Raw genomic sequence first — 14,872 nt, forward strand, 5'->3', positions numbered from 1 at the left:
CTGTCATAACTGCTACCTGTCAATACTTTTCTTCAGAAAACTTATATCCTCTGAAAATTGCACAGTAAATATATTTTGGTCAAGCCCTCGACCTATTAGTATCAGTCAGCTTAACACGTTGCCATGCTTACACCCCTGACCTATCTCCTCCTCTTCTCGGAGGGGTCTTACTGGCTTTCGCCATGGGAAATCTCGTCTTGGGGTGGGCTTCACACTTAGATGCTTTCAGCGTTTATCCCTTCCCGACTTAGCTACCCAGCTGTGCTCCTGGCGGAACAACTGGTTCACCAGCGGTCAGTCCATCCCGGTCCTCTCGTACTAGGGACAGCTCCCCTCAAATTTCCTACGCCCGCGACGGATAGGGACCGAACTGTCTCACGACGTTCTGAACCCAGCTCGCGTGCCGCTTTAATGGGCGAACAGCCCAACCCTTGGGACCTACTCCAGCCCCAGGATGCGACGAGCCGACATCGAGGTGCCAAACCTCCCCGTCGATGTGAACTCTTGGGGGAGATCAGCCTGTTATCCCCGAGGTAGCTTTTATCCGTTGAGCGATGGCCCTCCCACGAGGTACCACCGGATCACTAAGCCCGACTTTCGTCCCTGCTCCACCTGTTTGTGTCGCAGTCAAGCTCCCTTTTGCCTTTGCACTCTCCGAAGAATTTCCAACCCTTCTGAGGGAACCTTTGTACGCCTCCGTTACTCTTTTGGAGGCGACCGCCCCAGTCAAACTGCCCGCCTATCATTGTCCCGTGTCCAGTTTCATGCACTCCGGTTAGAATTTCAGTACTGCCAGGGTGGTATCCCAACGTTGGCTCCACAAATGCTGGCGCACTTCTTTCCCTGCCTCCCACCTATCCTGTACAGGCAATACCAAAATTCAGTGATAAACTGCAGTAAAGCTCTACGGGGTCTTTCCGTCCAATCGCGGGTAGCAAGCATCTTCACTTGCACTTCAATTTCGCCAGATTTGTTGTTGAGACAGTGCCCAAATCATTACGCCATTCGTGCGGGTCGGAACTTACCCGACAAGGAATTTCGCTACCTTAGGACCGTTATAGTTACGGCCGCCGTTTACTGGGGCTTAAGTTCTTGCCTTCGCTTTCGCTGAGCAGTCCCCTTAACCTTCCAGCACCGGGCAGGCGTCAGCCCCTATACTTCAGCTTTCGCTTTAGCAGAGACCTGTGTTTTTGATAAACAGTTGCTTGGGCCTTTTCTCTGCGGCCACTTCCGTGGCACTCCTTTTCCCTAAGTTACGGAGTCAATTTGCCGAGTTCCTTAACAACAATTCTTCCGATGGTCTTAGGATTCTCTCCTCACCTACCTGTGTCGGTTTGCGGTACGGGCACACTCTTGCTCCATAGAGACTTTTCTTGGCAGTGTGAAATCAGATACTCGCCCTTGCGGACTCCCCTTCAAAGCTCAGGATTACCGGACATATGGTTTTTCCTCTATCTCCTCCCTCACTCCTTGGACACACATCCATTCGTGTGCACATCCTATCCTTCTGCGTCATCCCTTCTGTTCTTTTTCGCAAAAATGTGGTACCGGAATTTCAACCGGTTGTCCATCGCCTACGCCTCTCGGCCTCGGCTTAGGTCCCGACTTACCCCGGGCGGACGAACCTTCCCCGGGAACCCTTAGGTTTTCGACCAATAAGATTCTCGCTTATTTCTCGCTACTTATGCCAGCATTCTCTCTCCTGCACCGTCCACCACTCCTTCCGGTATGGCTTCTGCCTGTGCAGCATGCTCCCCTACCGCCCTTTCAGGCCCATAGCTTCGGTGGTAAGTTTTAGCCCCGGACATCTTCGGCGCATGACCTCTTGACTAGTGAGCTATTACGCACTCTTTAAATGTATGGCTGCTTCTAAGCCAACATCCTAGTTGTCTTCGATATCACACATCCTTTTCCACTTAACTTACACTTCGGGACCTTAGCTGGTGGTCTGGGCTTTTTCCCTTTTGACTACGGATCTTATCATTCGCAGTCTGACTGCCGGGATTCAAGTATATGGCATTCGGAGTTTGATAAGGTTCGGTAACTGTTGTCAGCCCCTACCCCATTCAGTGCTCTACCTCCATTACTCACTCCCGACGCTAGCCCTAAAGCTATTTCGGGGAGAACCAGCTATCTCCGAGTTCGATTGGAATTTCTCCGCTATCCACAGCTCATCCCATGGTTTTTCAACACCAACGTGGTTCGGTCCTCCACGGAATTTTACTTCCGCTTCAACCTGGCCATGGATAGGTCACCCGGTTTCGGGTCTACAGCATACAACTCCCCGCCCTTTTCAGACTCGGTTTCCCTTCGGCTCCATACCTTAAGTATTTAACCTTGCTGCATGCTGTAACTCGCTGGCTCGTTCTACAAAAAGCACGCCGTCGTACTTTAACGTACTTCGACTGTTTGTGGACACACGGTTTCAGGTTCTCTTTCACTCCCCTCCCGGGGTTCTTTTCACCTTTCCCTCACGGTACTCCTCCTCTATCGGTCACCAGGTAGTATTTAGCCTTGGGAGGTGGTCCTCCCTGCTTCCCACAAGGTTTCTCGTGTCTCGTGGTACTCCGGTACAGGTTATTTCGTTTCTGCTTTTCACTTACAGGGCTTTTACCTTCTGCGGCTCATCTTTCCAGTTGTATTCAGTTAAGCTTCCACAATTTTTTTTACCTGACCTCTACCCCGGAAACAAGTTTCCGGTTTGGGCTCTTTCCCTTTCGCTCGCCGCTACTTAGAAAATCGATTTTTCTTTCTCTTCCTCCGGGTACTTAGATGTTTCAGTTCCCCGGGTTTCCCTCTGCAGACCTATATATTCACCCTGCAGTACCTATTGTTTTTTAGGTGGGTTTCCCCATTCGGATATCTCTGGTTCTCTGGCTATTTGCGCCTACCCAGAGCTTTTCGCAGCTTATCACGTCCTTCTTCGGCTCCTGGTGCCAAGGCATCCTCCATGCGCCCTTTGTAGCTTGACCTGATAATTTAGTCCAAATCTTTGATTTGGTTCCTAAATTGCACTCCTCAGCCTTAGCTGAGTGAGTTTCATTAAAAAATTGCTATTAACTTCGCACAGCTGCATCAAATGCCTCACTGCGGTGCTCATTTACATAAGTAAACTCTGCTCCTAATTCGGCCTTTTCCTTGCCGTACTCGTTATTACCAATTTTTTATCCTTAGTTATTTATTACAATGCAAGCATAACTTTAATTATACTTACTACTACAAAGGTTATTTCTAACCTTAGCTTTACTTCTTTTATTTACTGTGCAATTTTCAAAGGACAAAATTCTTTCAATTCACAGTGCACAATTTACTATTACTGCTTACACCGTACAATTGGAATGAGAATCTAACTGTCAATTGTCAACTCTTAATTGTCAACTGACTATGATCCCTCAAAATTAAACAGAATAAATGGTAACTTACTTATCTATATTCCCCAGCTTTTAAGGCAAGCTTCCCTGCCTTTCGACTCCTTAGAAAGGAGGTGATCCAGCCGCAGGTTCTCCTACGGCTACCTTGTTACGACTTCACCCCAATCACTAACCCCACCTTCGGCCGCGTCCTCCTTGGTTAGACTACGGACTTCGGGTGTTGCCAGCTCTCATGGTGTGACGGGCGGTGTGTACAAGACCCGGGAACGTATTCACCGCGACATGCTGATTCGCGATTACTAGCAACTCCAACTTCATGCAGGCGGGTTTCAGCCTGCAATCCGAACTGGGAGCAGTTTTTGAGATTTGCTCCTCCTCGCGGTATTGCTTCTCTCTGTTCTGCCCATTGTAGCACGTGTGTCGCCCTGGACATCAGGGGCATGATGATTTGACGTCATCCCCACCTTCCTCCACGTTAACCGCGGCAGTCTTGTTAGAGTGCCCACCTTTCTGTGATGGCAACTAACAACAGGGGTTGCGCTCGTTGCAGGACTTAACCTAACATCTCACGACACGAGCTGACGACAACCATGCACCACCTGTCTCCCTGCCCCAAAGGGCTTCCTCCATTACAAGTTATTCAGGGGATGTCAAGTCCAGGTAAGGTTCTTCGCGTTGCTTCGAATTAAACCACATGCTCCGCTGCTTGTGCGGGTCCCCGTCAATTCCTTTGAGTTTTAATCTTGCGATCGTACTTCCCAGGCGGAGTACTTATTGTGTTTACTGCGGCACAGGAGGGGTCGATACCCCCTTACACCTAGTACTCATCGTTTACGGCGTGGACTACCAGGGTATCTAATCCTGTTTGCTACCCACGCTTTCGTGCCTCAGCGTCAGTTACAGTCCAGAGAACCGCCTTCGCCACTGGTGTTCTTCCTAATCTCTACGCATTTCACCGCTACACTAGGAATTCCGTTCTCCTCTCCTGCACTCTAGATATCCAGTTTGAAATGCACTGCCCGGGTTAAGCCCGGGTCTTTCACATCTCACTTAAATATCCGCCTGCACACCCTTTACGCCCAGTAATTCCGGACAACGCTCGCCACCTACGTATTACCGCGGCTGCTGGCACGTAGTTAGCCGTGGCTTCCTCTTCCGGTACCGTCATTATCGTCCCGGATGACAGAGCTTTACGATCCGAAAACCTTCTTCACTCACGCGGCGTTGCTGCATCAGGCTTTCGCCCATTGTGCAATATTCCCCACTGCTGCCTCCCGTAGGAGTTTGGACCGTTTCTCAGTTCCAATGTGGCCGTTCACCCTCTCAGGTCGGCTACGCATCGTCGCCTTGGGGGGCTTTTATCCCTCCAACTAGCTAATGCGACGCGGACCCATCTCAAAGCGGATTTCTCCTTTAAGGTATCCTCCATGCGGTTTTTACCTTCTATGCGGTATTAATCTCCCTTTCGGGAGGCTATCCCCCTCTTTGAGGCAGGTTACCCACGTGTTACTCACCCGTCCGCCGCTATTCTACCCCCGAAAGGGCTTCCTCGCTCGACTTGCATGTGTTAGGCACGCCGCCAGCGTTCGTCCTGAGCCAGGATCAAACTCTTATTTTAAAAGTTTTATTGACTCTGTTAAAAATTAATACTAACTTCATATTTCTGCGTCAAGCCTTTCGCTGCGGTACTCATTTACCTAAAGTAAACTCTGTTCCTCACTCAAGTCTTTCCTTGAACTATTCGTCATTATTAATTTTTTGAAAATTACTATTAGCTTCGCCCAGCTTCGTCAAATGCCTCATTCCGGTGCTCAATTACACAAGTAAGTTCCGCTCCTCATTCAGCCTTTTCCTCGCTGTACTCGCTACTAGTAATTTTAGTATATCTCTTTCAGCAAAATACTGCTTAAATATACTTAATTACGAAATTACTTCCTCTACTGCTCTCGCAGCTCAAAAGAATTGCTGGTTTATTCTTTAATAAATAAGTTTACCTATGTTCTTCATTCTGTTTAATTTTCAAGGATCATATCTAATCTTTACTGCCGCCTGTTTTCCCAGACAGCTTTTATAGTATATCATCTCATTTTCCCTTTGTCAACATCTTTTTACTATTTTTTTGTTATTGATGAAATTTGTTGACTTATTTGTTTTTAAGTATTTTCAAGATAACGGATATCATTATATCATGTGTATTCTATCAGATCTTAATTGTACATATAATAAAACTGATTTATGCCCATATATCTAGATTTTATTATATATTTCAAAGTATTTCTACTATAGATACTCCAGGATATGTTTGTCTATTATAATTCCTCTTTTATCGATAATTTATTCATTAAATCTAAATACCAATATTAAAATTACATATGCTATAATTTACACTAAAGAATTAATTACAAGAAATGAGGTTTACACAAATGAATGTGTCTAAAATATTGATTGTAGAGGACGACGAAGAAATAAACAACTTAATTTGTGATACTTTAAAAAAAGAAAATTATAATACAATACAAGTTTTTAATGGAAAAGAGGCAATAAATAAATATGATAATACTTTTCAATTAGTTATTCTTGACTTAATGTTGCCATACATTGACGGTATAGAAGTTTTGAGAAAAATACGGGAGACCAGCACAGTGCCCATTATAATCTTATCTGCCAAAGATGAAGAAACAGACAGAATTGTAGGCCTTAGTATGGGTGCAGACGACTACATTGTAAAACCTTTTTCTATCAGAAAACTAACTGCAAGAATTAAATCTCAACTTAGAAGATATATAAGCTATAATAAAGGTCATCCTAAAAATTTAGTTTTGCAGTATGCGGATCTTAAATTGAACACTTTAAATTACAAGGTATTTAAAAAAAATACAGAATTGGATTTAACCCCAAAAGAATTTCAACTTTTAAAACTTTTTCTTGAAAATCCAGACAGAGTATTTACAAAAGCCCAAATATTCAATAATGTATGGAAAAACAAGTATATACATGATGACAACACTGTCATGGTACATATAAAAAGATTACGAAATAAAATTGAAGACAATCCAAATAGCCCCAAATACATATCCACTGTTTGGGGCATAGGATATAAGCTTGGTGAATAATATGCTCATATTTATTTACATTCTTATATTTATAATAATTTTTCTTTCAATATTATTGACATGTTTTTATAAAAATATAAATCATATATGTAAATATATTGATGATATATTTAATGGAAATTTAAATCAAAGGATAAGACTTCAAACCCACATAAAATGTTTTAGTAAGTTAACTATAAAAATAAATAACCTTATAGAAAAGCTTCAAGCTATCGAAAAGAAAAATATTCTAAGTGAAGAATCCAGAAAAAAAATAATCTCAAATATATCACATGATTTGAGGACACCACTTACTTCAATTCTTGGATACATGGAACTTATATTGAATGACTATGATTTAAGTCCAGATGAAAAAAAACGTTATATAAAAATAGCTTATAATAAGGGAAATTATCTCTATGATATATTGGAGGAGTTTTTTCAAATTTCAAAGATGGATTCAAAAGACTTTAAACTGAAAATAAAATCAATTGATATATGTGAAATTATAAGACAACAGCTTGTTTTCTTTTTTAATGAATTTAAAAAGTCAGGTATAGAACCTGAATTAAACTTTCAAAAAGATAATGTATATGTTAATGCAGACGAAAAGGCTTTAAATAGAATTTTAAATAATCTTATAAGTAATGCCTTAAAACATGGAAAAACCAGTACAAAAATATGCATTAACCTATCCTATACCCAAAATACAGTTTTTATATCAATATGGGATAATGGTTTAGGAATACCTAAAGACGAAATAAATTATATATTTGATAGATTATACACCGTTGAAAAATCTAGAAAATCAAATTCAAGAAGTAGTGGTCTTGGCCTCAGTATAGTTAAAAAATTGGTGGAATCTCTAGATGGTACAATTTCCGTATCCAGTGTCCCATATAAAAAAACAGAATTTAAATTTACACTTCCCAAAGATGTAAGAAAATTGTAAGAACTGTGTAAATAGCATGTACGGATTATGTTGTATTATAAACATAATCCTTTTTATATAAAATTATTAAATAGACGAACCAGAAATAATACGGAGGTAACTAAATGGATAGCATTCTGAAAACTTATGATTTAACTAAAAAATTTAAAAATTCTTATGCAGTTCATAGTTTAAATATGACTATAGAAACAGGTGATATATATGGTTTTCTTGGTGAAAATGGTGCAGGCAAAACTACTACCATAAGAATGATAATGGGACTTATAAAATCAACCTGTGGAGAAATAGAATTATTTTCACAGAAAACATCAAGTAAAAATAAAAATCTTCTTCAAAGAATAGGATCTATAATAGAATATCCTGGATTTTACCCAAATCTCACCGCAAAGGAAAATTTAGAAATACATAGACGCATGATGGGCATTCAAGAAAAAACCTCCATAAAGCATTCTTTAAAAATAGTAGGTATAGAAGATGTGGAAAATAAAAAAGTAAAAGAATTCTCACTTGGCATGAAGCAAAGACTTGGAATTGCCAGAGCCCTTTTGCATCACCCTGAATTTTTAATATTAGATGAACCCACAAATGGTCTTGATCCTCTGGGAATAAAAGAAATAAGAGAATTAATTATAGATTTAGCCCATAAGCAAAATATTACATTTTTAATATCCAGTCATATATTAAGCGAAATTCAACAAATGGCTACAAAAATTGGAATAATTCATAAAGGTGTACTTTTAGAAGAAATACCCTATGATGAGCTTCAAAAAAGAAACAGACATTATATAAGTATCAAAGTAAATAATGATAAAAGAGCTTGTTTTATTTTAGAGGAAAAACTCAATATAAAAGATTATGTCATATGGGAAAAAAATAATTTAAGGGTTTATGAAAAACTTCAGGAGGCTTCAAATATAAATAAAGTTCTTGTTTCAAATGATATATTTGTAAATGAACTATGCTTAAAAATAGATAGCCTGGAAGATTATTTTTTAAAACTTACAGGGGGAGATTAAATGTTTAATATAATATATTCAGAACTTTTAAAACTAAAAAAAACTTATATTATACCTATAGTTTTTATTTGCGGAACACTTATGACAATATTTATGTTCCTGGCAAGATTAATAACTGAACATGATATGCCTTTTGAAAAATATGCTTATAATATAGAACAGATAAATTTTTTAATGTTATATACAGTTGTATTTTCAACAATAGCAGCTTACATTTTTTCAAGAGAATTTACAGATATAACTGCCAATATATTGTACACTTATCCCATAAGCAGGTTAAGGATTTTTATATCAAAATTAATAACCCTGTATATAATTATTTTTTTTACATATGCCATTGAAACTATATCTATTCCTCTAAGCTATTATTTTCTAAATGGCATTTTTCCACAAGGAAGTTTAGTAATGAAAGATATAAAAGCCAATACGTACTCTTTATTTTTTCAATTTTTACTAATGCCTATTCCTGTATTGGTCGGAAATATAAGCAAAAATCTTATAGTACCCTCTTCATATGGGATATTATCCTTTATCTTAAGCAATCTTTTAGTGCATAATGACCTAGGAAATTTAAAATACCTTCCATTAACATCACCTTATCTTTCATCTGCATATTTTTATAACTTAAAGGATATCAAATTAAACTATATTATAATTTGTGGTATTTTATGTTTTATTTTATTTCTGTCTATTGCTATGTACCAATTCTGTAAAGATGAGATAAATTGAAATTTGTGTTAACTAAAAAGGAGTTTAATAATGAATAAATTTATAAAAATTAATTTCTGTTTTCTATTAATTTCTCTCAACACACTTTCTGCTGGTTGTCAATCTCAATATCTAGGTGGAGATAGAAATGCAAAATGGAAAAAAGATTTAAATTATATGGAAAAAGCTCTTCCTAAAAAACATGTGGATCTATTTTTTAAAATTAATGAAGAACAGTTCAATACTGAAGTGAATACATTAAAAAATTCTGTAGATAAACTAAATAATGACCAAATACTAGTGAGTATTCATAAAATAATAGCTAGTGTGGGAGACACCCATACATCCCTCTATAAAGAAGCTTCAACTATGTACCCAGTACAATTTTATTACTTTAAAGAAGGTATATATGTTATAAATACTATACCTGAATATAAAAAAGCCCTTTACACAAGACTTGTAAAAATAAATGGAGTAAATATAGAAAAAGTTCAAAAAACTATTTTACCATTAATGGTTAATGAAAATAGAGCTGTAATAAAAAAATATATTCCTAAATACCTTATAAATGCTGAAATTCTTCATGGTTTAAATATTACATCTAATATAAAAAATACCCTTTTTACCTTTGAAAATAGCAAGGGACAAGCTTTTAATTTAAATATAAATTCTATAAACAGTGAAAACTTCAAGGGAAAGTTTATTATAAAAGGTAATTTTGATATTTCATACCCTTTATATATGCAGCAAAATAACTTAAATTACTGGTATAAATATATATACAATGAAAAAACCTTATATTTTAAATACAACAAATGTCAAGAAGATGACGATTGCAAGACAATAGAAGATTTTACAACTGAAATGATTAAATTCATGGATACCCATGCCATTGACAAATTTGTAATTGACATAAGAGATAATTCAGGTGGCAGCGATAAATATATAAATCCTATTATAGATTGGATAAAAGACAAAAAACTAAACAATAAAAATCATCTTTTTGTTATAGTAGGAAGGAATACCTTTTCATCAGCTATAATTAATGCTGTTACATTGAAAAAAGAAACTAATGCAACTTTTGTAGGTGAAGAGACAAGTGGTAAACCAAATCATTATGGTTCTGTGAAGAGTTTTATCCTTCCTAATTCACGAATACAAATACAATACTCCACACAATTTAATAAAACTTCCACAGATAATAGCAGTACTTTTACACCAGATAAAATAATTGAAATATCCATAGTAGACTATTTAAATAAAAAAGATCCTGTTCTCAATTACATTTTAAAAAATTAAAATTATATAAAAAGTTTAGAATTTTTAAAAATTGAATTTAAAAATCCTAAACTTTTTATAGTGTTTCTGTTTTTTCCAGCTCTCTTGTCAAATCTATAATTCTTGTATTTAAAAGTGGGTGAACAACATAAGGTGCGATATCACATAAAGGCTTAAGTACAAATAATCTTTCCTGCATTTTAGGATGTGGTATAATAATTTCTTCTTCACAGGTTACTATGTTATCATATAAAATTATATCTAAATCTATAGTTCGTGGTCCCCACTTTATAGTTCTTTCTCTTTTTAATGTTTTTTCTATTTCTAGTAAAAACTCCATTAATTTCTTAGGAGCCATTAAGGTCTTTATTTCTAAAGCTCCATTTAAAAAATCTTCTTGTTCTACATATCCTACAGGTTTAGTATTATACAATTTAGATATTTTAGTCACTTTATTATAGGATGAACAATCTATGTTGTATATTGCATCCTTTATATTCTTTTCTCTATTTCCCATATTTGAACCAATAGCAATATAGGCCTTATGCCAACATCTATCTATTTCTACTGCCACCCACTCTAAAGGTTTACCTATAGGTGCCCAAGGTTTTTTTACTTTAACCACTACCCGTTCCACTATCTCATATTTTTTCAATATGAAATCTGCCAATGCCTGAGCCGATCTTTCAATAAGATTATATCTCTTCTTCTTAAATTCCTTTTCTATTTCAAAACACAATTTACTATAATTTACAGTTTTGTTTAAATCATCTTTATCTATTGCTTCACTTAAATCCAAAAATATTTTTAAAGATATTAGAAACCTCTGTCCTAAATCTTTTTCAGCTTGATTTACCCCATGATATGCATACACTTCTAAATCTTTAATATGAATAATATCCATACACCATCATCTCCTAACTAAGTCCCATTAATATTTAATATTATAATTTTTCTTTTTCTCTGGCCAATTACATTTGGAAATAGCCTTACATCTAAAACAATTTCTAGATATTTTATCACTTGAATAAAATATGCTGTTTATTAAATTATTAGTATCTTTTTTCCTGTGATTTAGTATTATATTCAGGATCTGTAGTATTTCATCTTCCATAAAACCACATTCAATTAAAATATCCTCAGCCAATTTAGCACTAGCTAATTCATGGGCTACACCCTTCTCATATTGCACCCATTTTCTTATGTCATGCAGCAAGGCAGCTACATATATAGTTTCTTTTTTAATTTGAATATTATTTTCCAATACCATTATATAGGCTATTCTGGCTACATCTAACAAATGACACATATCATGTTTACAAAACTCTCTACGCTTTTCTATTTGAGAAATTTTTTGTAAATATTTACAAAATTTCTGATTGTTTAAAATAGTGTTTATTCTATTCAAAAACTTACCTACCTTCTATTTCATTTTTATCATTTCATAAACTTCATTTCTAAATTTAGTTTCACTTTTAAATATTCCTCTAGTAACAACTGTAACGGTTTTACTTCCTGGCTTTTTTATCCCTCTCATGGTCATACACATATGTTCTGCTTCAATAACAACCATGACTCCTTTTACTTCCAAATAATTCATTATTGAATCTGCAATTTGAGCAGTCATTCTTTCTTGAAGTTGAAGCCTTCTTGCAAATACCTCAACGGTTCTTGCCAGTTTACTTAATCCAACAACTTTGTCATTAGGTATATATGCTACATGTGCTTTCCCATAAAAGGGCATAAAATGATGTTCACACATAGAATAAAATTGAATGTCTTTTTCTAATACAATATCGTCACTATTTACAGTAAACACTTTTTTTAAATGTTCTCCTGGCTCTTGCTTCAGTCCTGAAAATATTTCAGTATACATTCTAGCAATTCTATCAGGAGTTTCTAAAAGTCCTTCCCTTTCTGGATCTTCTCCTATAGCTTCTATAATCATTTTTATAGCTTCTTTAATTTTATTTTCATCCATAATACAAATATATTGAGCATAAAAAAGATACTCAATATTTACCTCCTCAAAATACGTCAAATCATCTATTTTTAAAAACAACTAATTTATCTAAACACTGAAATTAGTTTCGATATCCCCAGCTTCTTGAAAGTGGGGATAAGCACCACAATACGCTCCTTTATAAATTTTTCTAATGAATTATGTTACCTAACTATAGCATCTGACATTATAGCAGCTCTCTTATTTTCTTTAACATCATGAACTCTTACAAAATCACATTTTTTCATTATTCCTATAACTGTAGTAGCTATAGTACCTTCTAATCGCTCATGTACTTTAAGGTTTAGTGTATTTCCTATAATTGATTTTCTAGAGGTTCCTAAAAGTACAGGATATCCCAGTTCAGAAAATCTTTCTAAATTGCGCATAACACTTAAATTCTGTTCATAATCTTTACCAAACCCAATTCCAGGATCTAATATTATATTTTTATCCTCTACTCCAGCTTTTAAAGCAATGTTTATACTTTCTTTTAAATCATTTAATATATCCTCTATTAAGGCATTATAATTTGTATTATCCCTATTATGCATCAAACAACACGGAACTTTATAATGGGCGGTCACAAATGCCATACGAGGATCTTTTTTAAATCCCCATACATCATTTATAAAAGATGCACCGGCATTTAATGCTTGTTCTGCAACCTTTGATTTATATGTATCCACTGAAATAGGTATTTTTATATGTTTTGCTAATATTCCTATTACAGGAATGATTCTTTCTAATTCTTCCTGTTGAGTTATGGTTTCATAACCTGGTCTTGTGGATTCCCCGCCTATATCTATTATATCAGCTCCTTCTGCCTCCATTTGCTTAGCATGTTCTAAAGCTAATTCTATATTATTAAATTTTCCCCCATCTGAAAAAGAATCCGGCGTAACATTAAGTATACCCATTATATAAGTTCTCTTACCTATTTCAAAATCTTTTTTACCTATTCTCATTATTCTACTCATTATGCCACCTTCAGTCATTATTTTTTATTAAATACCATAATTATTTTTACATATTATTTATTTTAACAAAATATTGGGGAATATACAAATATCCTCCCTCTTACATTCTTATTGCATATGAAAAAAACTTCAGATAAAAACCTGAAGTTTTGGTGGCCAGACCAGGAATCGAACCAGGGACACGAGGATTTTCAGTCCTCTGCTCTACCGACTGAGCTATCTGGCCATATTAGTTATCCGGCAGCGACCTGCTCTCCCACAGGGCCTCCCCTGCAGTACCATGGGCACTGTGGAACTTAACCTTCCTGTTCGAAATGGTAAGGGGTGTTGCCTCCACGTTATTGCCACCAGATTTCTATTCTTTTGTTCAGGAGTTTTATCCCCTCAAAATTGCACAGTAAATATTATTTGGTCAAGCCCTCGACCTATTAGTATCAGTCAGCTTAACATGTTGCCATGCTTACACCCCTGACCTATCTCCTCCTCTTCTCGGAGGGGTCTTACTGGCTTTCGCCATGGGAAATCTCGTCTTGGGGTGGGCTTCACACTTAGATGCTTTCAGCGTTTATCCCTTCCCGACTTAGCTACCCAGCTGTGCTCCTGGCGGAACAACTGGTTCACCAGCGGTCAGTCCATCCCGGTCCTCTCGTACTAGGGACAGCTCCCCTCAAATTTCCTACGCCCGCGACGGATAGGGACCGAACTGTCTCACGACGTTCTGAACCCAGCTCGCGTGCCGCTTTAATGGGCGAACAGCCCAACCCTTGGGACCTACTCCAGCCCCAGGATGCGACGAGCCGACATCGAGGTGCCAAACCTCCCCGTCGATGTGAACTCTTGGGGGAGATCAACCTGTTATCCCCGAGGTAGCTTTTATCCGTTGAGCGATGGCCCTCCCACGAGGTACCACCGGATCACTAAGCCCGACTTTCGTCCCTGCTCCACCTGTTTGTGTCGCAGTCAAGCTCCCTTTTGCCTTTGCACTCTCCGAAGAATTTCCAACCCTTCTGAGGGAACCTTTGTACGCCTCCGTTACTCTTTTGGAGGCGACCGCCCCAGTCAAACTGCCCGCCTATCATTGTCCCGTGTCCAGTTTCATGCACTCCGGTTAGAATTTCAGTACTGCCAGGGTGGTATCCCAACGTTGGCTCCACAAATGCTGGCGCACTTCTTTCCCTGCCTCCCACCTATCCTGTACAGGCAATACCAAAATTCAGTGATAAACTGCAGTAAAGCTCTACGGGGTCTTTCCGTCCAATCGCGGGTAGCAAGCATCTTCACTTTCAACCTGGCCATGGATAGGTCACCCGGTTTCGGGTCTACAGCATACAACTCCCCGCCCTTTTCAGACTCGGTTTCCCTTCGGCTCCATACCTTAAGTATTTAACCTTGCTGCATGCTGTAACTCGCTGGCTCGTTCTACAAAAAGCACGCCGTCGTACTTTAACGTACTTCGACTGTTTGTGGACACAC

At 37.4% G+C, this 14,872-nt stretch carries 9 protein-coding genes, 1 tRNA gene, 3 rRNA genes and 1 other annotated feature (1 of these 14 running past the window's edge); of the genes, 5 read left to right on the forward strand and 8 right to left on the reverse strand.

The features are described 5' to 3' along the window. Window positions 1–75: 75 nt before the first annotated feature. Together AB3K27_RS16170 and AB3K27_RS16175 are read right to left on the reverse strand one after the other, a co-directional pair. Window positions 76–2,972: ribosomal RNA gene (locus AB3K27_RS16170) — 23S ribosomal RNA — on the reverse strand. Between the two features lie 505 nt (window positions 2,973–3,477). Next, window positions 3,478–4,989, reverse strand: a 16S ribosomal RNA gene (locus tag AB3K27_RS16175). Together the 16S and 23S rRNA genes form the textbook arrangement of a ribosomal RNA operon. 805 nt (window positions 4,990–5,794) lie before the next feature. Between AB3K27_RS16175 and AB3K27_RS16180 the strand changes: the two genes are divergently transcribed. From AB3K27_RS16180 to AB3K27_RS16200, 5 genes are all read left to right on the forward strand, one after another. Then, window positions 5,795–6,484, forward strand: a complete 690-nt coding sequence (locus AB3K27_RS16180; RefSeq protein WP_368488410.1) for a response regulator transcription factor — start codon at window positions 5,795–5,797, stop codon at window positions 6,482–6,484. A 55-nt stretch (window positions 6,485–6,539) separates the two neighbouring features. Next, window positions 6,540–7,415, forward strand: a complete 876-nt coding sequence (locus AB3K27_RS16185) for a sensor histidine kinase (RefSeq protein WP_368488411.1) — start codon at window positions 6,540–6,542, stop codon at window positions 7,413–7,415. A 104-nt stretch (window positions 7,416–7,519) separates the two neighbouring features. Continuing rightward, the gene (locus tag AB3K27_RS16190; protein WP_368488412.1) at window positions 7,520–8,431 is read left to right on the forward strand and encodes an ABC transporter ATP-binding protein; all 912 of its coding nucleotides are present in this window, start codon (window positions 7,520–7,522) and stop codon (window positions 8,429–8,431) included. Beyond that, window positions 8,432–9,160, forward strand: coding sequence for an ABC transporter permease (locus AB3K27_RS16195; RefSeq protein ID WP_368488413.1), 729 nt, complete (start codon window positions 8,432–8,434; stop codon window positions 9,158–9,160). A 30-nt stretch (window positions 9,161–9,190) separates the two neighbouring features. Further along, window positions 9,191–10,438, forward strand: a complete 1,248-nt coding sequence (locus AB3K27_RS16200) for a peptidase S41 (protein ID WP_368488414.1) — start codon at window positions 9,191–9,193, stop codon at window positions 10,436–10,438. A gap of 55 nt (window positions 10,439–10,493) precedes the next feature. Here the strand turns inward: AB3K27_RS16200 and folK are convergent, their stop codons facing one another. From folK to rrf, 6 genes are all read right to left on the reverse strand, one after another. Continuing rightward, a complete protein-coding gene (folK, locus tag AB3K27_RS16205) occupies window positions 10,494–11,321 on the reverse strand; it encodes a 2-amino-4-hydroxy-6-hydroxymethyldihydropteridine diphosphokinase (protein WP_368488415.1) in 828 nt (275 codons plus the stop codon). Between the two features lie 27 nt (window positions 11,322–11,348). After that, window positions 11,349–11,825, reverse strand: coding sequence for an HD domain-containing protein (locus AB3K27_RS16210; protein WP_368488416.1), 477 nt, complete (start codon window positions 11,823–11,825; stop codon window positions 11,349–11,351). A gap of 15 nt (window positions 11,826–11,840) precedes the next feature. Beyond that, complete coding sequence (folE, locus tag AB3K27_RS16215; RefSeq protein WP_368491264.1) at window positions 11,841–12,398, reverse strand: GTP cyclohydrolase I FolE; 558 nt, start codon at window positions 12,396–12,398, stop codon at window positions 11,841–11,843. 185 nt (window positions 12,399–12,583) lie between these two features. Further along, window positions 12,584–13,399: a dihydropteroate synthase gene (gene folP, locus AB3K27_RS16220; protein WP_368488417.1), complete on the reverse strand. Its 816-nt coding sequence runs from the start codon at window positions 13,397–13,399 to the stop codon at window positions 12,584–12,586. Window positions 13,400–13,549: 150 nt separating this feature from the next. Beyond that, window positions 13,550–13,625, reverse strand: a tRNA-Phe gene (locus AB3K27_RS16225). A gap of 9 nt (window positions 13,626–13,634) precedes the next feature. Continuing rightward, a 5S ribosomal RNA gene (rrf, locus tag AB3K27_RS16230) occupies window positions 13,635–13,751 on the reverse strand. A gap of 56 nt (window positions 13,752–13,807) precedes the next feature. Continuing rightward, window positions 13,808–14,872: a sequence feature (23S ribosomal RNA rRNA prediction is too short), on the reverse strand; it runs 551 nt beyond the window's last position.

This window comes from Clostridium sp. BJN0013, assembly GCF_040939125.1.
Taxonomy (GTDB): domain Bacteria; phylum Bacillota; class Clostridia; order Clostridiales; family Clostridiaceae; genus Clostridium_B.